The sequence below is a fragment of the Streptomyces sp. NPDC127119 genome (assembly GCF_042677425.1).
In the GTDB taxonomy this organism is placed as follows: domain Bacteria; phylum Actinomycetota; class Actinomycetes; order Streptomycetales; family Streptomycetaceae; genus Streptomyces.
On the sequence record NZ_JBHXTO010000021.1, the window covers coordinates 70397 to 91827 of the forward strand.

17 protein-coding genes are annotated in these 21431 nt (G+C 71.5%); 6 read left to right on the plus strand and 11 right to left on the minus strand.

The annotated features are described in order from the left end of the window. Positions 1–71 precede the first annotated feature (71 nt). Together ACFVH5_RS12880 and ACFVH5_RS12885 are read left to right on the plus strand one after the other, a co-directional pair. Complete coding sequence (locus tag ACFVH5_RS12880) at positions 72–455, plus strand: hypothetical protein (protein ID WP_384807950.1); 384 nt, start codon at positions 72–74, stop codon at positions 453–455. A gap of 118 nt (positions 456–573) precedes the next feature. After that, a complete protein-coding gene (locus ACFVH5_RS12885; RefSeq protein WP_384807952.1) occupies positions 574–2025 on the plus strand; it encodes a S28 family serine protease in 1452 nt (483 codons plus the stop codon). 64 nt (positions 2026–2089) lie between these two features. Here ACFVH5_RS12885 and ACFVH5_RS12890 read toward each other — a convergent pair whose 3' ends face one another. The 4 genes from ACFVH5_RS12890 to ACFVH5_RS12905 all read right to left on the minus strand — a co-directional run bounded on the left by ACFVH5_RS12890 (position 2090) and on the right by ACFVH5_RS12905 (position 7582). Continuing rightward, complete coding sequence (locus tag ACFVH5_RS12890; protein WP_385833610.1) at positions 2090–2737, minus strand: hypothetical protein; 648 nt, start codon at positions 2735–2737, stop codon at positions 2090–2092. Positions 2738–2950: 213 nt separating this feature from the next. Beyond that, positions 2951–4768 (minus strand): glycoside hydrolase family 3 protein, encoded by a 1818-nt coding sequence (locus ACFVH5_RS12895; RefSeq protein WP_385833583.1) that lies wholly within the window; start codon positions 4766–4768, stop codon positions 2951–2953. A gap of 888 nt (positions 4769–5656) precedes the next feature. After that, the gene (locus tag ACFVH5_RS12900; protein ID WP_385833585.1) at positions 5657–6469 is read right to left on the minus strand and encodes a sugar phosphate isomerase/epimerase family protein; all 813 of its coding nucleotides are present in this window, start codon (positions 6467–6469) and stop codon (positions 5657–5659) included. A gap of 174 nt (positions 6470–6643) precedes the next feature. Then, on the minus strand, positions 6644–7582 hold the full coding sequence (locus ACFVH5_RS12905; RefSeq protein WP_385833587.1) for a GNAT family N-acetyltransferase: 939 nt from the start codon (positions 7580–7582) through the stop codon (positions 6644–6646). Between the two features lie 133 nt (positions 7583–7715). Here ACFVH5_RS12905 and ACFVH5_RS12910 point away from each other — a divergent pair, with 133 nt between their 5' ends. Beyond that, complete coding sequence (locus ACFVH5_RS12910; RefSeq protein ID WP_385833588.1) at positions 7716–9218, plus strand: oxidoreductase; 1503 nt, start codon at positions 7716–7718, stop codon at positions 9216–9218. 394 nt (positions 9219–9612) lie between these two features. On the opposite strand, the gene ACFVH5_RS12915 is transcribed toward ACFVH5_RS12910, so the two are convergent. Continuing rightward, positions 9613–10665, minus strand: coding sequence for a LacI family DNA-binding transcriptional regulator (locus tag ACFVH5_RS12915; RefSeq protein WP_385833589.1), 1053 nt, complete (start codon positions 10663–10665; stop codon positions 9613–9615). Positions 10666–11104: 439 nt separating this feature from the next. On the opposite strand from ACFVH5_RS12915, the gene ACFVH5_RS12920 reads away from it, so the two are divergent. From ACFVH5_RS12920 to ACFVH5_RS12930, 3 genes are read left to right on the plus strand one after another with little or no spacing between them, the layout of a single operon-like run. Then, positions 11105–12256 carry a Gfo/Idh/MocA family protein gene (locus ACFVH5_RS12920; protein ID WP_385833590.1) on the plus strand — a complete coding sequence of 384 codons (1152 nt, stop codon included), beginning with the start codon at positions 11105–11107 and terminating at the stop codon, positions 12254–12256. Continuing rightward, entirely contained in the window at positions 12253–13440 is a 1188-nt protein-coding gene (locus ACFVH5_RS12925; protein WP_385833591.1) for a dihydrodipicolinate synthase family protein, read from the plus strand. The genes ACFVH5_RS12920 and ACFVH5_RS12925 overlap by 4 nt, the downstream gene beginning before the upstream one ends. 35 nt (positions 13441–13475) lie before the next feature. Continuing rightward, positions 13476–14273, plus strand: coding sequence for a sugar phosphate isomerase/epimerase family protein (locus ACFVH5_RS12930; protein ID WP_385833612.1), 798 nt, complete (start codon positions 13476–13478; stop codon positions 14271–14273). Between the two features lie 89 nt (positions 14274–14362). Here ACFVH5_RS12930 and ACFVH5_RS12935 read toward each other — a convergent pair whose 3' ends face one another. From ACFVH5_RS12935 to ACFVH5_RS12960, 6 genes are all read right to left on the minus strand, one after another. Beyond that, the gene (locus ACFVH5_RS12935) at positions 14363–15073 is read right to left on the minus strand and encodes an AAA family ATPase (protein WP_385833592.1); all 711 of its coding nucleotides are present in this window, start codon (positions 15071–15073) and stop codon (positions 14363–14365) included. Positions 15074–15345: 272 nt separating this feature from the next. Continuing rightward, positions 15346–15738 carry a D-ribose pyranase gene (rbsD, locus tag ACFVH5_RS12940; protein ID WP_385833593.1) on the minus strand — a complete coding sequence of 131 codons (393 nt, stop codon included), beginning with the start codon at positions 15736–15738 and terminating at the stop codon, positions 15346–15348. Beyond that, a complete protein-coding gene (locus ACFVH5_RS12945; protein ID WP_385833594.1) occupies positions 15735–16634 on the minus strand; it encodes a ribokinase in 900 nt (299 codons plus the stop codon). Before ACFVH5_RS12945 ends, rbsD begins: the two co-directional genes overlap by 4 nt. A gap of 40 nt (positions 16635–16674) precedes the next feature. Then, entirely contained in the window at positions 16675–18657 is a 1983-nt protein-coding gene (locus tag ACFVH5_RS12950; RefSeq protein WP_385833595.1) for a substrate-binding domain-containing protein, read from the minus strand. Further along, positions 18647–20239, minus strand: a complete 1593-nt coding sequence (locus ACFVH5_RS12955) for a sugar ABC transporter ATP-binding protein (protein WP_385833597.1) — start codon at positions 20237–20239, stop codon at positions 18647–18649. Before ACFVH5_RS12955 ends, ACFVH5_RS12950 begins: the two co-directional genes overlap by 11 nt. Beyond that, complete coding sequence (locus ACFVH5_RS12960) at positions 20236–21276, minus strand: LacI family DNA-binding transcriptional regulator (RefSeq protein WP_383939590.1); 1041 nt, start codon at positions 21274–21276, stop codon at positions 20236–20238. Before ACFVH5_RS12960 ends, ACFVH5_RS12955 begins: the two co-directional genes overlap by 4 nt. Positions 21277–21431 lie beyond the last annotated feature (155 nt).

A 21431-nucleotide genomic window follows, 5' to 3' on the forward strand; every position in this document is an offset into this window, starting at 1 on the left:
CATGCGTCCGTACAGCAGTACGTCGAAGCAGGGCATCAGACGCCGGGGGCCGTGGAGGGACACCAGTGGACATGGGCGCGATACGCCGACGCCTCACGCTCGGTACCGCCGTGCTGACGGCGTCCGGACTGCTGGCACTCGCGGGCCCGGTGGGCGACGCCTCGGCGGCGTCACCGTGTGCCGGGCGCAAGGTGCGCACCCTGCCCTTCTCCACCGGCCATGTGGACGTCCACAAGAAGCGCGGCTACGTGTGCGCGGTGACCTACCCCAAGAAGGTGGGCGCCCGCCGCTACATGATGGTGAGCGTCCAGGCCCGGGGCAGCGAGCGCGTGCCGAACGCGGGCCGGTTCGTGCGGTACGCGGGTCCGGTACGGGTGCACGCGGGCCACCGCTGCGTACGGGTCACGGGGGCCGTCGGCCCGGGTACGGTCAGCACGGGCTGGATCCTCTGCTGAACCCCCAAGTCGCGCGGTCTTCGCATCGACCTGACGGTAATGTCCACAACATCCCCTGGTGTGACAGCTGTTGCTGGGCTAAGTTCCGGCGGACATCTGCGTATTCAGGGGAGAACGCATGCGCAAGACGCTCAGATGGCTGTTGTCCCTCGTGGTGCTCATAGGCACCGTGAGCACGGCCGGGGCGGCCACCGCCGCCCAGCCGGACGCCGCCACCGCAACCAACCTCGTCACGGACGAGTCGGCGGACATCAAGGACCGCCTCCTCGCGATACCGGGCATGAGCCTGATCGAGGAGAAGCCCTACACGGGCTACCGCTTCTTTGTCCTCAACTACACCCAGCCGGTCGACCACCGGCACCCGTCCAAGGGCACCTTCCAGCAGCGCATCACCGTGCTGCACAAGGACACCGCCCGCCCGACGGTCTTCTACACCGGCGGCTACAACGTCTCCACGACCCCGAGCCGCCGCGAGCCGACCCAGATCGTGGACGGCAACCAGGTCTCGATGGAGTACCGCTACTTCACTCCGTCCCGGCCCGCGCCGGCGGACTGGTCGAAGCTCGACATCTGGCAGGCGGCCAGCGACCAGCACCGCATCTTCAAGGCACTCAAGCCGGTCTACGACAAGAAGTGGGTCTCCACGGGCGGTTCGAAGGGCGGCATGACCGCCACCTACTTCGAGCGCTTCTACCCGCGTGACATGGACGGCGTCGTCGCGTACGTCGCCCCCAACGACGTGGTGAACAAGGAGGACTCGGCGTACGACCGGTTCTTCGCCAAGGTCGGCACCAAGGAGTGCCGCACCCGGCTGAACGCGGTGCAGCGCGAGGCGCTGGTACGCCGTACCGCGCTGGAGAAGAAGTACAAGGAACTGGCCGCCGCCGAGGGCTACACCTTCACCACCATCGGCAGCCTGGACCGGGCGTACGAGGCGGTCGTCCTCGACTACGTGTGGGGCTTCTGGCAGTACAGCCTGCTCGCCGACTGCGACACGATCCCGGCGGACGCGAAGAACGCCACGGACGACGAGATCTGGACGTCGATCGACACGATCTCCGGCTTCTCGTTCTACACCGACCAGGGCCTGTCGCCCTACACGCCGTACTACTACCAGGCGGGCACACAGCTCGGTGCGCCGACCATCGTCTTCCCGCACATCGAGAAGAAGTACATCCGCTACGGCTACCAGCCGCCGCGGAACTTCGTGCCGCGCGACATCAAGATGAAGTTCCAGCCCGGCGTCATGCGCAGCGTCGACTCCTGGGTCAAGCACAACGCGAACCAGATGCTGTTCGTGTACGGGCAGAACGACCCGTGGGGCGCCGAGCCGTTCCGCCTCGGCAAGGGTGCCCGTGACTCGTACGTGTTCACGGCCCCGGGCCTGAACCACGGCGCCAACGTCGCGGGTCTCGTCGCCGACGAGAAGGCCCTCGCCACGGCCCGCATCCTGGAGTGGGCGGGCGTCGCCACGGCCGCGGTCCAGGCGGACCCGGAGAAGGCGAAGCCCCTGGCCAAGTGGGACTCGAAGCTGGACAAGCGCACGGTCGAGCGTCAGCTCCGTCCGTAGCCGTTCCGGTCACGCGTCCGGTGCCGCGCCCGTCCGTCCGGCCCCCGGGCCACGAGCCCCCGGGCTACAACGGGCGGGCGCAGCCCACCGGCTCCGGTCCACCGAGCTGCACGTACAGCTCGGTGGACGCGGGGCAGTCGGAGCGCCGCTGCACGGCCCCGGTCACCTTGTACTCGGGGGCCCTGCCACCACTCGGGCCACCACTCGGGCCATCACTCGGGCCGGCGCACGCGGTCTCGCGGACCTCGCCCGCACCCGCGCCGTAGACACAGTCGCCGACGATCGTGCGGGGGCCTCCGCCGCCGCCCGGGTCGCCCGGGTGCGGGGGCTCCAGGTTGCGCATACAGGCGTACCCCTGCGGGACCGAGCCGTCGCCGTCCTCGTCGGCGGAGGGCCGCTGCTCGCTGATGTGCAGCACGAAGTCCGTGGTGGCGGGACAGGGCCGGCCCTCGCCCGCCCTGCCGTCGTGCCGCGCGATCACCCGCGCCGCCGCCCGCTCGCTGGTGCACGGCACCTCGGTGAACGACTCGCGCCCGAACGAACTGCACTCGTCGATCCCGAGGAACACCACCCCGTACCCCGACGCCTGGGTCGGGACCGGAGCGGGAGTCGTGCGCCGCGCGTCGCCGTCGGACCCGGACGGCTGCCCGCACCCCGCGAGAGCCGCCGGCACCAGCATGAGCAGCGCGCACACCAGCGGCGCGCACAGCATCGCCGCCGTCGCGTCGGCGGACCTCGCGCGGTGTGCGCCCGCGCCGCGTGCCTCGCGCATGGCACCTCCCCCCGATCATCCCCAGCCCAGCGTGACCCGCCGGGGCGGGCCCCGCCAGGCGTACCGGACGCTTTGCGTCACTTGGGGATGCGGGAAGGGGCGCACGTCGTAGACCCGGTACGCCAGGCCGGGCGCGCGCCCCTGTGTAGGACCTCAGTACGTCAGGCCGTGCCCCACGGGATACAGCACCACCGCCGGATCGTCCGCGCGCTGCACCGGCACGGGCAGCCTGCCGCGCGGACCCACCCGCCCGGCGAGCACCCGTACCGCGGCGCGCAGCTCGACGTCCGTCCACGAGTACGACGCCAAGTAGGCCTTGACGTCTGGCAGTTGCGCCACGTCGTACGGGTTGCGGATGGCGAGCGCGACCACCGGGCGGCCGGTGGCGAGCAGTTGGTTCACGAGGGCGCGCTGCGCGGAGGCGGCGGTGACGTTGTACGTGCCCACCAGGACCGCGTCCACGCCCCCTGCCGCCGCGACGGCCTTCGCGATCGTCGCGGCCGAGGGGGCCGTGCCCGTCGACAGCACGGTCGGGGTGAACCCCAGCTCGGTGAGGGCGTTCGCCAGGACGGTCGTGGGCGGACCCGTGGTGCCGGACGGCGAGGCCGGATCGGCGCCGACGACGAGCACCTTCGTGTGCGTACGCCGTGACAGGGGCAGCAGCCCGCCGGAGTTGACGAGCAGAGTCGTCGTCCGCTCGGCGACACGGTCGGCGGATTTCAGGTGCGAGGGGATCCCGACCGTGCGGTCGACCCCCCGCCCCGTGACGTACGGGTCCTTCAGCAGCCCCAGCTTCGCCTTCAGCCGCAGCACGCGCAGGATCGATTCGTCGAGGCGGGCCTCCGTCAGCTCGCCGCCGCGGACGGCCTGAAGGACGGCGTTCCAGGCGACGTCCAGCTTCGGCGGGTTGAGGAGCTGGTCGACACCGGCCTTCAGGGCGAGTACCGGCACACGGTCGTCGCCGTACTTCGTGCGGACACCCTCCATGCCGAGCGAGTCCGTCACCACGACCCCGTCGTAGCCGAGACGTTCGCGCAGGATGCCGGTGAGGATCGGACGCGAGAGAGTGGCCGGATCGCCGGCCGGGTCGAGCGCCGGAACCATGATGTGCGCAGTCATGATCGAGTCGATACCGGCGGCGATCGCGGCCTTGAACGGGGGCGCGTCCAGCTCGGCCCACTGTGCCTCGGTGTGCGCGATCACCGGGAAGCCGTAATGGCTGTCGGTCTCGGTGTCGCCGTGCCCCGGGAAGTGCTTGGAGGTGGCCGCGACCCCGGCGCCCTGATAGCCCTTCACCTGCGCGGCGACCAGGCCCGCCACGGCCTCGGGATCGGCGCCGAAGGAGCGAACGCCGATGACCGGGTTGGCCGGGTTCACGTTCACGTCGGCGACCGGGGCGTAGTCCTGGAGGATGCCCATCGCACGCAGCTCGGCGCCGCCGATGCGCCCGGCCGTGCGGGCGTCCGTGCGCGAGCCGCCCGCGCCCAGGGCCATCGCGCCGGGGAAGAGCGTCGCGGGCGTGCCCACCCGTGCCACTATGCCGTGCTCCTGGTCGGTGGAGATGAGCACGGGCAGCCCGCGGGGCTGCTCCAGCGAGGCCTTCTGGATGCCGTTGCTCAGGTCCGCGATCTGGTGCGGTGCGCGGGTGTTGTGCGCCCACCCGAAGTAGATGATCCCGCCGACCCGGTACTTCGCGATCAGCTCGGCGGCCGTCCGTACGCCGATCTCCGCGAGGTTGGCGTCGATGTCGGCCTGGTCGGGCTCGGTCGCGGAGTGCCCGTACACCCGCATGACGAAGAGCTGCCCGACCTTCTCTTCGAGCGTCATACGGGAGACGAGGGCCCGCAGCCGCTTGTCGTCGCGGTGCGCGTGGGCGCCGGTGCCGGTGCCGGCGAGTGCGGGGGTGGCGCCGGCGACGGCTGCGGCCGCACCGGCGGTGGCCGCGAGCAGCGTACGTCTGGAGGTGTGCACGTGCGCTCCTTCCGGAGAGGGCCCGGGGGACCCGTGGAGGGGCGAGCTGAACGAACCCTTGCGGGTTTCCCTTGCAGGATTCCCTCGGGCGATCCTTGAAGAAAACTGCCAAGGAGTCACGGATATCCGGGAAATTTCTGCCAGTCAATAGCGCGGACGGACGCGGTGGGGGTGGCGCGGGGGCGGTGCCTGGGTGGCGCCGGGGGAGGGGCCGCCACCGGCGCTGTTGGAGGGGGGCGCGCCGGTGACGGCGTGCTGCCGGCCGCAGGCGGCGGAGAGGGTGGTCAGCGATCGCAGCCAGCAGCGAGGCCGACACCGCACTGCGGAGACTCATCCGACAGCATGCGAATTGGACGAGGGCCGGTGGGGATGGGTTCCCCGGAATCCCCGAATTCCGGCAAGTAGGTACGAGGGCGGACGCGAGTGCGCTCCCGGGACGGAAGGGGCACACGTTCGAACCGGCCGCGCCCCGGCGGTGGCCGGCCGCGCAGTTCCCCGCACCCCTAAAAGACTGCGCAGTTCCCCGCGCCCCTGGAGGTGGCGGGCCACCGCGATCGTCTTGAGGGGCGCGGGGAACGGCGCGAGCAACCGAGACGAACCCGCACTCGGCGACGGGCCTTTTAGGGGGCGCGGGGAACGGCGCGATCAGCCACGACGAACCCACACCCGACAACGAACCTTTCAAGGGGCGCGGGGAACGGCGCGATCAGCCACGACGGACCCGCACCTGGCGACGGGCCTTTTAAGGGGCGCGGGGAACGGCGCGATCAGCCACAGCGGGCCCGCACCCGGCGACGGGCCCTTCAAGGGGCGCGGGGAACTGCGCAGTCTTTTGGGGCGTGGGTCCGCGCTCGGGTGGCGGCTCGGGGCAACGGCGCGCTGCGCGCGCTACGCCGCGTCGTTCAGGAGGCGCGACAGATAGTCATGCCCCGCCCCCAACAACCCCTCCAACGGCTCCGCCGCCTCGTACCACCGCTTCTCGTACTCCCAGCACAACCACCCGTCCCACCCCTCCCGGGACAGCAGGTCCACACACTCGGTGAGCGGCAACACCCCCGCCCCCAGCGCCAGCGGAGTCGTGTCGTCCGCGGACGCGATGTCCTTGACCTGGACATACCCGAGGAACGGCGACAGCGCCGCGAAAGTCGCCGAGGGCTGCTCCCCGCCGAGCCACGTGTGCATGACGTCCCAGAGCGCCCCCGCCTGCCGGTGCCCGACGGGCCCGAGGACGCGGATCGCGTCGGCGCCGGTGCGGTGCGAGTCGTGGGTCTCCAGCAGGATCCGTACACCGAGGTCGGCCGCGTACTCGGCCGCCGTGCCCAGCCGCCGGGCGGCCGTCGCGTCGGCCTCCTCGGGCGTCTGGTCGGGTGTCTGCCCGGAGCCGCCGCCGGGGAAGACCCGGATGAAGGGTGCGCCCAAGTCCCGTGCCAGGCCCAGGAGTTCGCGGATCTCGGCGAGTACGGGCTCGTCGTCGCCCGGCGCGGCCACCCGTACGTACCCGGCCAGGCCCAGGACCTCGACGCCCGCCGTCTTGAACTCGGCGACCACGTCGGCGCGTGCGGTGAGGTCGAGGCCGGTGTGCACGGGCTCCTCGGGATGTGTACGCAATTCGACGCCGTGATAGCCGTGGGTGGCGGCGAGCCGCACCACGTCGCTGATCGGGAGTCCGGGTACGCCGAGGGTGGAGAAGGCCAGTTTCACGAAATCGCACCTTCGCTGTCGATCGAGTCGGGCGAGTCAGGACTGCGGGCGCGGACCGGTCCGCGGGCCGGACCGCGGGCCGTTGCGGCCAAGGGGCCGGGAATCCCGAGTGCCCCCGGGCCGGCGCACCACGAAACGGACCCTACCCGCCGCTCGCGTTCTCTCACTTCCGCGTCACTCCTGTGTTCCGAGCAGGTCCAGCCGCCAGTCCTGCCCGACGAGATCGGCGCCGAAGGAGCGGTGCGGTTTCTCGTCGACGAGGACGAACCCGTGCCGCTGGTAGATGCGGCGGGCGGAGGACAGGACGTCGTTCGTCCACAGGACCGTCTCCCGGTAGCCGGCCCCGCGGGCGAAGTCGACGCAGGCGCTCACCAGCCGGTCGCCGATGCCGAGGCCGCGCGCGTCCGGCTCGACGAGCAGCAGGCGCAGCCGGGCGGCGCCGGGTGCCTCGTCCCGTACGCACATCACGCTGCCCACCTGGCGGCCGTCCAGTTCCGCGATCCACACCCGTTCCAGGTGGGGGTCGTGGTCCTCGGCGAAGTCGGCGACGATCCGGGCGACCAGCCCTTCGTAGTCCGCGTTCCAGCCGTACTCGGCGGTGTAGAGCGCCGCGTTGCGCTGCACGATCCAGCCGAGGTCGCCCGGGCGGGGCTCACGCAGCAGGACGTCCTCGCGGCGCGGGGGCCGGCGTCCGGCGTCGGAGAGGATCGCGCGGATGTCCCGCATGGCCTCGGCGAGCCGGGTCCGGTCCCCGGGCGGCACGCTCGACAGCAGCGAGCCGACCGAGTCCCGTGAGCGCTCGTCCAGCAGGTCGGCGGTCTCCCGCCCGCGGGCCGTGAGTGTGACGCGGCGGCGCCGGGTGTCCTTCTCCGAAGGTGTCCGCTCGATCAGTCCGTCCTTCTCGAACTTCGCCAGCAGCCTGCTCAAGTAGCCGGAGTCCAGGGAGAGTTCGGTACGGAGGTCGGCGGTGTCGGTACGGGGGGAGTGGGCGAGCTCGTACAGCACGCGGGACTCCGTGAGCGTGTACGGCGCGTGGAGTTGGCGGCCGTAGTCGAGTGCGCCGATGAGGTTGGTGTAGAAGCGGTTGAAGGCGCGGATTTCCTGAACGGTCATGGCACGTGACACCTGTCTCACAGCGACGGTCAAGAGAATATTGCTGACTCAGTCAGAGATTATGCCTGACGGGGCCAGTTCCCGGCACGGCTTCGGCCGGTTTCCGGCCCGACGGCCCGGATAGCCTTCCGGGGTGCTGCAGTACGACGATCTGACACCGCCGGAACGTGCCGTCTGGGATGCCTTTCCCGAGGGCAGGCTCGTGGACCTGCGCAGCGGGGACCCCGAGGAGGACGACGCCGTCGGCGGGCGGGCGTGGGGCGCCGCGCGCACGGTCAGGGCCGAGGTCCTGGCCGCCCTGCTGCTCGGGGCGCACTCCGCCCGGCCGGGAGCCGTCGCCGCCCTGAACCTCACGGGCGCGCGGATCGTCGGCCGCCTCGACCTGGCGGGCGGCGACATCGCCCACACGGTCCACCTCGCGTCGTGCAGGCTGGAGGAGACCGTGAACCTGCGCGGCAGCGCCACCCGCACGATCCGGATGACACGCTGCCGGGTGCTCGGCATCGAAGCGCAGATGGTCCGCGTCGAAGGCCGCTTCGAACTCAGCGGAACGACTCTGCGGGGCGGCCGGCTCGCACTCACCAACGCCCACGTCTCCGGAGAACTGGACCTGAACGGGGCCACACTGGAGGCCGACGGCAAATGGGCCCTGTTCGCGGGCGGACTCGTCGCAGAGGGCGCGGTCTTCTGCAGCAAGGGCTTCACCGCCAGGGGAGGGCTGCGGCTGCTGGGGGCCCAGCTGTCCGGCGGCCTGTTCCTGGGCGGAGCACGGCTGGCGAACCCGGCGGGCGAGGCGCTGCTCGCCGACACCGCCACCGTGTCGACGCTGGAACTGACCGACGGCTTCAGCGCCACCGCCGCCGTCCGACTGCGTGGCGCGCACATCACCAACCGCCTGTCGCTGCGGGGCGCCGCCCTCGGCGAGCCCGGCGCCGCCCTGGACCTCGCCCGCATCCAGGTCGCCGAACTCGACCTCACGCCCGCGGTCGCCCCGTCCGGCGGCATCGACCTGCGCAGCGCACGCGTCGAGGTACTGCGCGACAACGAGACCGGCCGGACCGCACGCGTACGGCTGGAGGGGCTCGTCTACACCTCTCTCCACGCGGACGACGCGCCGGCCGCCGGACTCGGCGAACGCGTCGGGGCGGCCCGCCGCGTCGCCTGGATCCGCCGGTCACCCGGCTACAGCCCGCAGCCGTACGAGCAACTCGCCGGCTGGTACCGCCTCATCGGCCATGACGACGACGCGCGCCTCGTCCTGCTGGAGAAGCAGCGGCACCGGCGCGGCACCCTCCACCCCGTCGCCCGGATCTGGGGCCGCGTCTTCGACGCCACGGTCGGCTACGGCTACCGGCCCTGGCGCGCGGGCGGCTGGCTGATCCTGCTGTCACTGATCGGGACGCTGGTCTTCAGCGCCCACACCCCCACGGCGAACAAGGAAGGCGAGGGGCCGCCGTTCAGCGCCGTGGCCTACACGCTGGACCTGCTGATCCCGATCGGCGGCTTCGGCCAGCGCGGTTCCTGGCACTGGGCCGATCCGACGGTCATGGGCCTCTCGTACGCGCTGATCGCCGCGGGCTGGCTACTGACGACGGCGGTGGTGGCGGGCATAACCCGCTCCCTGAACAAGAACTGACCGGGACGGCCGAGAGGGGCCGGCTTTGGGTTGGGTCCCAGCCTGCGGGTCCGCGGTGGCTGGCCGCGCAGTTCCCCGCGCCCCTGGGGGGTGGGTGCCTTGGGCCGGACTGCAGCCTGCGGGTCGGTGGTGGTTGGCCGCGCAGTTCCCCGCGCCCCTGACGGGGCCGCGGCCCTCACCGGCGCACCCAGCCCCACACGACCCGCAGCCGACGACCCGACCGCACCCCCACCCACCTAGGGGCGCGGGGAACGGCGCGCTCAGCCACCACGGACCCGCAGGCTGAACTCCGGCCGGAGGCCCCCCAGGGGCGCGGGGAACTGCGCAACACCCCCCACCGGCCCGCACCCGAAAAACGACCCCCGCCCCCCCCCAACCCCCAACCCCCAACCCCCTACGCCCCCTTGGGAACCCCCGTAGACCCCCGCACCATCAACTCCCCCCGAATCGTCGCGATCCCCCCGGGCGGAACCTCCTCCCGCCCCATCGCGATCCGCCCCGCCCGACCCCCCGCGTCAGCCAGCGGCAACCGCACGGTCGTGAGCGCCGGCACCGCGTCGATGCTGAACGGCAGGTCGTCGAAGCCGACGACGGACACGTCGTCCGGAATGCGCAGGCCCGAGTCCCGAAGGGCCGCGCACGCGCCCAACGCCACCGTGTCGTTCGCCGCCACGACAGCCGTCAAGTCGGGCTCCCGGCGAAGGAGTTCGATCGTGGCCTCGTACCCCGCCCGCCGGTCGTACCGCCCATGAACCGTCCGCGCGGGATCGTCGGCGATGCCGTGCGCGGCGAGCGCGTCCCGATGCCCTTCCAGCCGGTGCCGCGTGGTCGTCCGCTCCTCGGGCCCCGCGATGTACCCCATCCGCCGGTGCCCGAGCCCGATCAGATGCTCGGTCAGTTCCCGCCCGCCACCCCGGTTGTCGAAGGTGAGCGCCACCGCGTCGGTGTCCGCCGGCGCGGGCGGCCGTCCGCACAGCACCACGCGCGTCCCGGCCTCCCCGAGCTTGCGCAGCTTCGTCGCCATGGCTGTCGCGTGCGCGGTGTTCTCCACGGCCCCACCGGTCAGTACGACGGCAGCGGCCCGCTGCCGTTGAAGGAGCGTGAGGTAGGTGAGTTCGCGTTCCGGAGAGCCGCCGGTGTTGCACACGACGGCGAGCCGTTCCCCGCCCGCCCGGCCCCCGGGCCCTCCGATCTCGGACTGGATCGCCCCTGCCATGATTCCGAAGAACGGGTCGGCGATGTCGTTGACCAGGATCCCGACCAGGTCGGAGGTGGCTGCCGCGAGTGCGCTCGCGGGACCGTTCAGTACGTAGTCCAGGTCGTCCACGGCCCGCAGCACCCGTTCGCGGGTGGAGGCCGCCACGGGATAGTTCCCGTTCAGCACGCGCGACACCGTCGCGGGCGAGACCTGCGCGCGAGCCGCCACGTCCGCCAGGGTCACCGTCATCTCGAAGTCCTCCGGTCGCGCATCTCGTCATCGTCGTCAGTCCAGTGCGGGCCCGCTGCCCCGTCGTAGCCACAGCCACAGCCGTTGCCGCAACCATCGCCGCAGCCAGAACCACAGCCGCAGTCACAGCAACAGCCAGAACCACAGCAACAGCCGAAACCACTGCCATCACCACCGTCCGGCGCAACGCCCAGCCCCGACGCCCCTGGCCGGAAGTCGCCCGAGCAGCGCGGATGAGTGGTGCAGACCTTACGTCCGGCCGGGACCCGGCACGACCTTACGGCCGTACACCCCTCCCGTTCGCCCCCTCGAACAACTCGCCACCCCCGCGCTCTTGTCCGATCCGCTGCACAGAGGCTAGCTTCTTCTTACATAGAAAGCGCTTGCTGCGACGCTCGCCAGTTCGTACGCGGCGCGGGACGCGTACGAAGGGAATGACGTGACACGCAAGACGGTGCGCATCGCCATGAACGGCGTGACGGGACGCATGGGCTACCGCCAGCACCTCGTCCGCTCGATCCTCGCCCTGCGCGAGCAGGGCGGTCTCGACCTCGGCGACGGCACCGTGCTGTGGCCCGAACCGGTCCTCGTCGGCCGCCGCGAGCACGCCCTGAAGGCGCTCGCCGACCAGCACGGCATCGAGCACTGGTCCACCGACCTGGACGCCGTCCTCGCCGACCCGGCCATCGACATCTACTTCGACGCGCAGGTCACCTCGGCCCGCGAGGAGGCGCTCAAGAAGGCGATCGCGGCCGGCAAGCACATCTACACGGAGAAGCCGACCGCGACCGGCCTCGACGGAGCCCTCGCGCTCGCCCGTCTCGCGGACGGGGCCGGCATCAAGCACGGCGTCGTCCAGGACAAGCTCTTCCTCCCCGGACTGCTCAAGCTCAAGCGGCTCATCGACGGCGGCTTCTTCGGCCGCGTCCTGTCCATCCGCGGCGAGTTCGGCTACTGGGTCTTCGAGGGCGACTGGCAGTCCGCCCAGCGCCCGTCGTGGAACTACCGGACCGAGGACGGCGGCGGCATCGTCGTCGACATGTTCCCGCACTGGGAGTACGTGCTGCACGAGCTGTTCGGCCGGGTGAAGTCGGTCCAGGCGCTCACCGCCACGCACATCCCGCAGCGCTGGGACGAGGGCGACAAGCCCTACGACGCGACCGCCGACGACGCCGCGTACGGCGTCTTCGAACTCGAAGGCGGCGCGATCGCCCAGATCAACTCCTCCTGGGCGGTCCGCGTCAACCGCGACGAACTCGTCGAGTTCCAGGTCGACGGCACCGAGGGTTCGGCCGTCGCCGGACTGCGCAACTGCCGTGTCCAGCACCGGTCGGCGACCCCCAAGCCGGTCTGGAACCCGGACATCCCCGCCACCGAGGTCTTCCGCGACCAGTGGCAGGAGGTGCCCGACAACGCCGAGTTCGACAACGGCTTCAAGGCCCAGTGGGAGCTGTTCCTCCGGCACGTCTACGCCGACGCGCCCTACCACTGGGACCTGCTGGCCGGCGCCCGCGGCGTCCAGCTCGCCGAACTGGGCCTGAGGTCCTCCGCCGAGGGCCGCCGCTTCGACGTACCGGAGATCTCCCTGTGACGAACGGAAAGATCCGACTCCCGGGCGCCGACGGCAGGTTGCACACCTACACCCCGCGCCCCGACCCCCTCCCCGTCACCACCGGCGCCCCCTTCGCCGCCCGTACGGTCTTCTCGGCGGCGCACGTGGTCGCCGACCCGTACGCCGACACCACCCCCGACTCGCCCGCCGCCGTCGACTGGGACGCCACCCTCGCCTTCCGCCGCCACCTGTGGTCCCACGGACTCGGTGTCGCCGAGGCGATGGACACGGCCCAGCGGGGGATGGGCCTCGACTGGGCGGGCGCGGCCGAGCTGATCCGCCGTTCGTCGGCCGAGGCGAAGTCGGTCGGTGGCCTGATCGCCTGCGGCGTGGGCACCGACCAGCTGCCGGCCACCGGGGCCGTGCACCCGTACGGGTCGTACGGCCTGGACGACGTACGGGCGGCGTACGAGGAGCAGCTGGCCCTCGTCGAGGAGTCCGGGTCGCAGGCCATCCTGATGGCCTCCCGCGCGCTGGCCGCCGTCGCCAAGGGCCCCGAGGACTATCTGGAGGTCTACGGCCACCTGCTGCGCCAGGCCGCCGAACCGGTGGTCCTGCACTGGCTGGGCCCGATGTTCGACCCGGCCCTGGAGGGCTACTGGGGCAGCACCGACCTGGACGCCGCCACCAGCACGTTCCTCGATGTCATCGCCGCCCACCCCGACAAGGTCGACGGCATCAAGGTCTCGCTGCTGGACGCCCGGCGCGAGATCGACCTGCGCCGCAAGCTCCCCGACGGGGTGCGCTGCTACACCGGCGACGACTTCAACTACCCCGAGCTGATCGCGGGCGACGACCAGGGCTTCAGCCACGCCCTGCTCGGCATCTTCGACCCGCTGGGCCCGCTCGCCGCGGAGGCCGTACGGACCCTGGACACAGGCGACGTACGGGGCTTCCGCGCACTCCTCGACCCCACCGTCGAGTTGTCGCGCCACCTCTTCCAGCCCCCCACCCGCTTCTACAAGACGGGCGTGGTGTTCCTGGCCTGGCTCGCGGGCCACCAGTCCCACTTCACGATGGTCGGCGGCCTCCAGTCGGCCCGCTCCCTGCCGCACCTCGCCCGCGCGTACGAACTCGCCTATGGCCTGGGCCTGTTCCCCGACCCCACGCTGGCCGAGACCCGCATGAAGAACCTGCTCTCCCTGTACGGAGTGAACCAGTGACCGCAGCCGACCTCTCCCGCTTCAGCATCAACCAGATGACGGTCAAGCAGCTGTCGATGCCGGAACTGGTCGACGCCTGCGGAGAGTTGGGCATCCCGGGAGTGGGCCTGTGGCGGGACCCGGTCCGGTCGTACGGCCTGGAGCGGACGGCCAAGCTGGTCCGGGAGGCCGGCCTGACCGTCACGACCCTCTGCCGCGGCGGCTTCTTCACGGCGATCGACCCGGCCGAGCGGGTGCAGGCGCTCGACGACAACCGTCTGGCGATCGACGAGGCGGCCACCCTCGGCACGGACACGCTCGTCCTGGTCTCGGGCGGCCTCCCGGCGGGCTCCAAGGACCTCCACGGCGCCCGGGAACGCATCGCGGACGCCCTGGCCGAACTGGGCCCGTACGCCGAGGAACGGGGAGTACGCCTCGCCATCGAACCCCTCCACCCCATGTACGCCGCCGACCGCTGCGTGGTCTCCACGCTCACCCAGGCCCTGGATCTCGCGGAACGCTTCCCCGCGCACCAGGTCGGCGTGACGGTCGACACGTACCACATCTGGTGGGACGACCGGGCGCCCGAGCAGATCGCCCGCGCGGGCGCCGGCGGCCGTATCCACACCTTCCAGCTCGCCGACTGGACGACCCCGCTCCCCGAGGGCGTCCTCAACGGCCGCGGCCAGATCGGCGACGGCTCGATCGACATGCGCGAGTGGAAGGCGTACGTCGAGGCGGCGGGCTACACGGGCCCCATCGAGGTCGAACTCTTCAACGACGCCCTGTGGGCCAGGAACGGCCGCGAGGTCCTGACGGAGACGGCGACACGCTTCACCCAGCACACGACCTGACGAACCTGAGAACACCGCGCGCCGCCATCGGGCCCACGCCGCCACCACACGGCGCGGGCCCGGTACAGGTCTACGGTCCGGCTCCGCCCCTACGTGTCGAGGACGTGCCGCAGATAGGCGTGCGGGTCGGCGAGATAGCGGCGCCAGTGGTCGACGACGCCGAGCTCCCGCCAGGCGACCTTCCGCATGCCGTGCTCGCCGACCTCGACGATGTCCGCGCCGGGCAGGGCGGTCAGCAAGGGGGAGTGAGTGGCGCAGACGACCTGGCCGCCCTCCTTGGTCAACCGGTCGATGTGCCCGATCAGTTCGAGGCACGAGGAGAAGGAGAGGGCGGCCTCCGGCTCGTCGAGCACGTAGAGGCCGGTGTGCAGGAACTTCCCGCGGAACGCCGCGAGGAAGCCCTCGCCGTGGCTGACCGAGTCCGGCGACAGCCCTTCCCTGCCCAGGGCGTCGAGCGCGGTCTCGGCCCGCAGGAAGAAGCCCTTGCGGGCCGCCCAGCTCGTGGCCATACGGCGCCCGCGCGGGGCAGCGTCGAACTTCATCCGCTCGCCGAGCGCCGACTTGCCCCGCGGGGAGGCGTAGCGCCAGTCGTGTGAGCCGCCGTAGGAGTCCAGCCCGAACCCCTCCGCCAGCGCCTCGACCAGCGTCGACTTCCCCGAGCCGTTCTCCCCGACCAGAAAGGTCACCGGCGCGGTGAACCGCAGCCCCTCCTCGATCAGCTGCCGGACACAGGGCACGGACCAGGGCCAGACGTCCTCGTCGTACGAGGAGAGATGGGCATACGCGCGTTCGACAATCACCCGCCCAGTGTCGCCCAGAGCGGGCGCCCGCCCCCGCTCGAAAAAAGCTCAAAAAAATCTCAAGCAACCGTGCAACCCTCCCCCCACCTCGCGGGTCGTACGTGGCATCAGAACCTTTGGAGGGGGATCCGGGGGGATCGCGGGGGTTCTGATCTGGGGGAGGGGAACCGAGGGGCCCGGTCGACGGACCGGGCCCCTCGAAATATGTCCGGATGTCCGGAGCGGAATGTTCCGGCGACGGCCCGGTGCTCCCCGGCGCGTGCTCCCCGGTGCTAGAAGAACACCCCGCACCGCAGCAGCACATTCGCGTAAGGCCGGGCCTCGCCGGTCCGGACGATCAGGCGGGCGCCGGCCGAGAGCGTCTTCAGGTCCTCGTGGGAGACGTGGGTCAGCGTGTCGGGGAAGTGGGCTGTCAGGAGGGCTGAAGCCTCCGGGTTCGCCTCCCGCACCTCCGTCGCCGCCGTCGCCCCCTCCACCACCAGTTCTTCCAGCAGGCCCTCCAGGACCTCCTGGAACGACGGGACCCCGGCGCGGAACGCCAGGTCCACCACCCGTGGGCCCGGCGGGATCGGCATGCCCGCGTCGCAGATCAGGACGCCGTCGCCGTGGCCCAGTTCGGCTGTCGCGCCCGCCAGGTGGCGGTTCAGGATTCCGGACTTCTTCATACGGCGGCGACCTCTTCGGCGGTGGGGAAGGACGCCTGCGCGCCCTGACGGGTGACGGCGACGGCGCCCACGCGGGCCGCGTACGCCGCCGAGTCCGCGAGGGACTCGCCCGCGCCCAGCCGCCAGGCCAGCGCCGCCGTGAACGAGTCGCCCGCGCCGGTCGTGTCCACGGCGGTCACCTCGACGGCCGGGACCCGGGTGGCGCCCGAGGCGTCGGCGACCAGCGCGCCCTCCTCGCCCAGGGTGACGACCACCGAGCGCGGGCCGAGGGCCAGCAGCGCCCCGGCCCACTCCTCGGGCGTCGTGCCCGCGTCCGCGCCGAGCACCACCCGCGCCTCGTGCTCGTTCACGATCAGCGGGTCGCAGGCGGCGAGGACGGCCGCGGGCAACTCCTGCGGCGGGGAGGGGTTGAGGACGAAACGCGTGCCGGGGCGCAAGGTTCGTACGACCTCCTCGACCGTCTCCAGCGGGATCTCCAGTTGTGCCGAGACCACCCGGGAGGCCGTGAGCAGGGCCGATGCCTCGCGGATGTCGTCCGGGGTGAGGCGGCCGTTCGCGCCCGGTGACACCACGATGCTGTTGTCGCCGGACGGGTCCACCGTGATGAGCGCGACCCCGGTGGGCGCGCCGCCGACGAGGACCCCGGACGTGTCGACCCCGGCCGCCCGCTGTGAGTCGAGCAGCAGCCGGCCGTGCGCGTCGTCGCCGACCCGGGCGAGGAGCGCCGTACGCGCCCCCAGCCGGGCGGCGGCGACCGCCTGGTTGGCGCCCTTGCCGCCCGGGTGCAGGGCCAGGTCGGAGCCGAGCACGGTCTCCCCGGCGCCCGGCCGCCGCTCGACACCGATGACCAGATCGGCGTTGGCCGACCCGACGACCAGCAGGTCGTACTCGAACATGAACTGTCTCCCTGGAAAGGTGAATACGGGGCGGTCGGGGTCAGCCCGTGAAGTCGGCCACGTTCTTCGACGTGACCACCTTCACCGGGACCTTCACCGTCTGCTCGGTCTTCTTGCCGTCGGCCGCCCGCAGCGCGTTCTCCACGGCGATCCTGCCGAGTTCCTTCGGCTGCTGTGCCACGGAGGCGTACATCGTGCCGTCCGCGACGGCCTTCAGTCCGTCCGGCGTGCCGTCGAAGCCGATGACCTGGACCGACTTCCCGGCCTTGGAGCCGAGCGCCTTGATCGCGCCGAGCGCCATCTCGTCGTTCTCGGCGAAGACGCCCTGGACGTCCGGGTGGGCCTGGAGCAGGTTCGTCATGACGTCCAGCCCCTTCGTACGGTCGAAGTCGGCGGGCTGCCTGGCGACCACCTCGATGTCCGGGTAGGCCTTCAGACCCTCCTCGAAGCCCGCGCCGCGCTCACGGCTCGCGGACGTACCGGCCAGACCCTGAAGAATGACGATCTTGCCCTTGCCGCCCAGCTTCTCGGCCAGCGCCTTGGCGCCGAGCTGCCCGCCCTCGACGTTGTCGGAGGCCACGAGCGCGGCCGTCCTCGCCTTGTTGACGCCCCGGTCGACACCGACGACGGGGATGTCGGACTTGTTGGCGGAGCGCACCGAGGGGCCCGCCGCGTCCGAGTCCACCGGGTTGACGATGATCGAGTCGACGCCCTCGCTGGTGAAGTTCTGCAGCTGGTTGGCCTGCTGCGAGGCGTCGTTCTGCGCGTCGGTGACGGTCAGATCGGCCCCGAGCTTCTTCGCCTCGGCCTGCGCACCCGCCTTGATCTGTACGAAGAAGGGGTTGTTCAGGGTGGAGAGGGACAGGCCGACCTTGGGCTTGTCGGACGACGACGAGCCGCTGTTGAAGATGCTCAGGCCGCCCACGACCGCCGCCACGAGGACGACCGCGAGCCCGTACTTGACCGCCTGCGGGCCCTTCCTGCCCGCCGCGCCGCCGGCGCCGGACGTCACCGGGGTCGCCCCGGCCTTGCGGCGCACGGTGTCGAGCAGCACCGCCAGCGCGATGACCACACCGATGACGACCTGCTGCCAGAACGCCGACACGGACAGGAGGTTGAGGCCGTTGCGCAGCACCGCGAGGATCAGCGCGCCGATCAGCGTCCCGGACGCCTTGCCGGTGCCGCCCGCGAGGGAGGCGCCGCCGATGACGACGGCGGCGATCGCGTCCAGCTCGTACCCCTGCGCGGCCTGCGGCTGCGCGGAGGACAGCCGGGAGGCGAGCACGATGCCCGCGGCGGCGGCGAAGAGCCCCGACAGTGCGTAGATGGCGAGCTTCTGCCGCTTCACCCGCAGCCCGGAGAGGCGCGCCGCCTCCTCGTTGCCGCCGATCGCGTACATGGAACGCCCGATGTACGTACGCCCGAGGATCACGGCCGTGATCAGGCCCAGGACGATCATCACGAGGACCGGGACGGGCAGCCAGCCGCCGAGCGTGTCACCGAGGTGCGAGACCGAGTCGGGGAAGGCGATGGGGGAGCCCTGCGAGATCACCAGCGACAGACCGCGGCCCACGGACAGCATGGCGAGCGTCGCGATGAACGGCGGCAGCTTCCCGTACGAGATCAGGACGCCGTTGACCAGGCCGCACGCCATGCCGGTGGCGATCGCGAGGATCACCGCGATCCAGACCGGTACGCCCTCCGAAGTCGCCGTCCAGGCAAGGACGGTGGCCGACAGCGCGGCGACCGAGCCGACCGACAGGTCGATGCCCGCCGAGACGATCACGAAGGTCACACCGAAGGCGAGGATGGCGGTCACGGCCGCCTGCACGCCGATGTTGAGCAGGTTGTCGGTCGTCAGGAAGTCGCCGGACAGGGCCGACATCGCGATGACGAGAATGATGAGCGCGGTGAGCGCGCCGTTGTCGAGCAGGAGCCGGCGCAGGCCACCAGAGGCGCCCGGGGCGCCACCGCCTGGAGCGCCACTCGCGCCCGTTGTGCTCTTGAGCGTGTCAGTGGCCACGGGGGTCCTCCACAGCGGTATCAGGGGTAACGGGGGTAACAGGGGTGACAGAGTTGGTGGGTGATGCGGTGGTCGGTGTGCTGACGGCGAGGGCCATCACGGAGTCCTGGGTCGCCTCGTCGGCGGAAAGTTCCCCGGCGATCCGGCCCTGGGCCATCACCAGCACCCGGTCGCTCATGCCGAGCACCTCGGGCAGATCGCTGGAGATCATCAGGACGGCGTGGCCGGCGGCCGTGAGCGCGTTGACCAGCTGGTAGATCTCGACCTTGGCGCCCACGTCGATACCGCGGGTCGGCTCGTCGAGGATCAGCACCTTGGTGTCGGCGAGCAGCCACTTGCCGATGACGACCTTCTGCTGGTTGCCGCCGGAGAGCGTGCGCACGTGCTGGCCGAGCCCGGCCATCCGTACGCCCAGCTGCTCGGCGATCCGCGCGGCGGCCGTCCGCTGCCCCTTGAGGTCGACGAGCCCGCCGCGGGTCGCCGCCCGCAGGGTGACGAGCCCGAGGTTCTCCTCCACGGAGGCGTCCAGGAGCAGGCCCTGGCCCTTGCGGTCCTCGGGGACGAGCCCGATCCCGGCGGTCATGGCGGCGTTGACGTCGTGGCGGGGAAGCCGTTCACCGGCGACCGCGACCGACCCCTTGTCGTAGGGATCGGCGCCGAAGACGGCTCGCACGACCTCGGTCCGTCCGGCGCCCACGAGGCCGGCGATACCGACGACCTCACCGGCGCGCACCTCGAAGGTCACATCGTGGAAGACACCGTTGCGGGTGAGCCCGTCGACGGTGAGCAGGGCCGGCCCGCCGTCGGCGCTCCCGTCGCCGTCGGGCCGCTCGCGCGGGTACTGCAGCTCGATGGAACGGCCCACCATCATGCGTACGAGATCGTCCTCGGGCGTCGACGCGGGGACCTGGCCGACGCTCCGGCCGTCCCGGATGACCGTGACGCGGTCGCCCAGGGCGGCGATCTCCTCCAGGTGGTGGGTGATGAAGACGATGCCCACGCCGTCCTCGCGCAGCTTGCGCACGATCCGGAAGAGCTTGTCCACCTCCCCGGAGGTGAGCACCGCGGTCGGCTCGTCCATGATCAGGACGCGGGCGTCCAGGCTCAGCGCCTTCGCGATCTCGACCATCTGGAGCCGGGCGATGCCCAGTTCACGCACCCGCGCACGCGGCGAGACACTGACGCCCACCCGCTCCAACAGCACGGCGGCGTCGGCCTCCATCCTCTTCCGGTCGATCATCCCGAGGCGGCGCGGCTGGCGGCCCAGGAAGATGTTCTCGGCGACGGTGAGGTCGGGGACCAGGTTGAACTCCTGGTAGATGGTCGCGATCCCGAGGCGCGCGGCGTCCTGCGCTCCGTGGATGCGGACCTTCTCGCCGTCGACGACGATCTTCCCGGCGTCGGGGCGGTAGGCGCCGGACAGCATCTTGATGAGGGTGCTTTTGCCGGCACCGTTCTCACCGAGCAGTACGTGCACCTCGCCGCGGCGCAGATCGAAGTCGACGCTGTCGAGCGCGACCACACCGGGGAAGGTCTTGCGTATCCCTTCGATACGCAGCAACTCGTCCGGGCTGCTGCTCACGGGTTGCTCCTTTGAGTGACGTTCACGGGTGCGCTGTCCATGGGGGGCGGTTCGCCGCAGGAGCGGCGGACGACGAGGGTGGCGGGGAGGGTGACCGACTGCGGGGGCCGTCCCTCGATGCGGTCGACGACGGCGCGTACGGCGGCGCGGCCCAGTTCGGGGGTCGGCTGGGCGATCGCCGTGACCGGCGGATCGGTGTGCACGAACCACGGGATGTCGTCGAACGCGGCGAGCGCGATGTCGTCGGGCACGCGAAGACCACGCGCCCGTACGGCGTCCAGGGCGCCCAGGGCCATCAGGTTGTCGGCGGCGAAGACGACCTCGGGCGGCTCGGCCAGGTCGAGGAACTCCTCGGTGGCCCGCCGGCCGCTGGCCGCCTGGAAGTCGCCCTGCCCGATGTAGGCGTCGGGGAGCGGCAGCCCGTACGCGCGCAGGGCGTCCCGGAAGGCGTCGACGCGCTCGCTGCCGGTGGTGGTGGCGGCCGGGCCCGCGATGATCGCGAGCCTGCGGTGGCCGAGACCGTACAGGTGGGCGACGAGATCGCGTACGGCGGCGCGGCCGTCGGCCCGGACGACGGGCACGTCCACGCCCGGTATCCACCGGTCCACGAAGACCATCGGCGTACCCGAGCGCGCCGCGTCCAGCATCAGCGGGGAGCCGCCGTCCGTGGGCGACACGAGGAGGCCGTCGATACGGCGGTCGAGGAGCGTACGGACGTGATGGTCCTGCAGGTCGGGCCGCTCGTCGGCGTTGCCGATGATGACGCTGTACCCGAGGGCGCGGGCCTCCTCCTCGACGGAGCGGGCCAGTTCGGTGAAGTACGGGTTCAGTACGTCGCTGATGACCAGGCCGAGGGTGTGGGTCTGGTCGGTGCGCAGGGAGCGGGCGACGGCGTTCGGGCGGTAGCCCAGTGCCTCGACGGCGGCCAGTACGCGGGTACGGGCGTCCGCGCTCACCGACGGGTGGTCGTTCAGGACCCGCGACACCGTGGCGACGGAGACACCCGCCTCGGCGGCGACGTCCTTGATGCTCGCCATCGACGCTCCACCTCCTTGTGGATCATCTTGGAATCGATTACATGCGTAGCGCTGAGAGCGATTGGAATCGATTACATCGAAGTAGACAAGTCCTTGAGACCGGATCGTGATGTTGCGGACGGGTGGGGCGGGGTGCCCCCGGCCCCTCCTTCGCC